This is a genomic window from Vibrio sp. 2132-1 (assembly GCF_033344315.1).
This window is the reverse complement of the sequence record NZ_JAWPON010000312.1, coordinates 1-717: the sequence shown is the minus strand read 5'-3', so window position 1 is coordinate 717 and position 717 is coordinate 1. Positions and strand designations below refer to the sequence as shown.

The window sequence follows — 717 nt, the reverse complement described above, 5'->3', positions numbered from 1 at the left end:
AAACAAGTGGTTCATCAGCAAATCGCAATCAACGCGATTCGAACGTGGCACGATTACGATGCGAGATGGGTTCTCATGATCCGATTCGTCACGAAGATCTTCTACCATCGGTAGCTTCTTCGCACGCATTTGGTTTGCGATTTGCTCAAGCAGCTTCGAGCCAGACACTTGATGCGGAATCGACGTGATGACGATGTCTGACCCTTCTTTATGCCATACCGCACGCATCTTGATGCTGCCACGGCCGTTGCGATAGATCTTTTCAATTTCCGCTTGAGGCGAAATGATCTCCGCTTCTGTTGGGTAATCTGGACCTTTCACAAACTGCATAACTTCAGGCAATTCTGCTTTCGGATTGTCGATCAGATGGATAGTTGCGTCAGCCACTTCACGAACGTTGTGAGGTGGGATATCTGTCGCCATACCAACCGCGATACCCGTTACGCCATTCAACAAGATATGAGGTAGACGTGCTGGCAACATTTGAGGCTCTTTCATCGTGCCATCAAAGTTTGGTTGCCATTCCACAGTGCCCTGACCTAACTCACCAAGCAATACTTCTGCAAACTTCGACAGTTTCGCTTCGGTATAACGCATTGCCGCGAAAGATTTCGGGTCATCCGGCGCACCCCAGTTGCCCTGACCATCAACCAGTGGGTAACGGTAAGAAAATGGTTGCGCCATTAATACCATCGCTTCGTAACATGCAGAGTCACC

At 49.2% G+C, this 717-nt stretch carries 1 protein-coding gene; it reads right to left on the bottom strand.

Features of this window, described 5'->3' with window-relative positions; genetic code table 11:
• On the bottom strand, positions 1–717 hold a 717-nt coding region (locus tag R8N47_RS25130), incomplete at both ends, for a DNA gyrase subunit A (protein WP_318186093.1).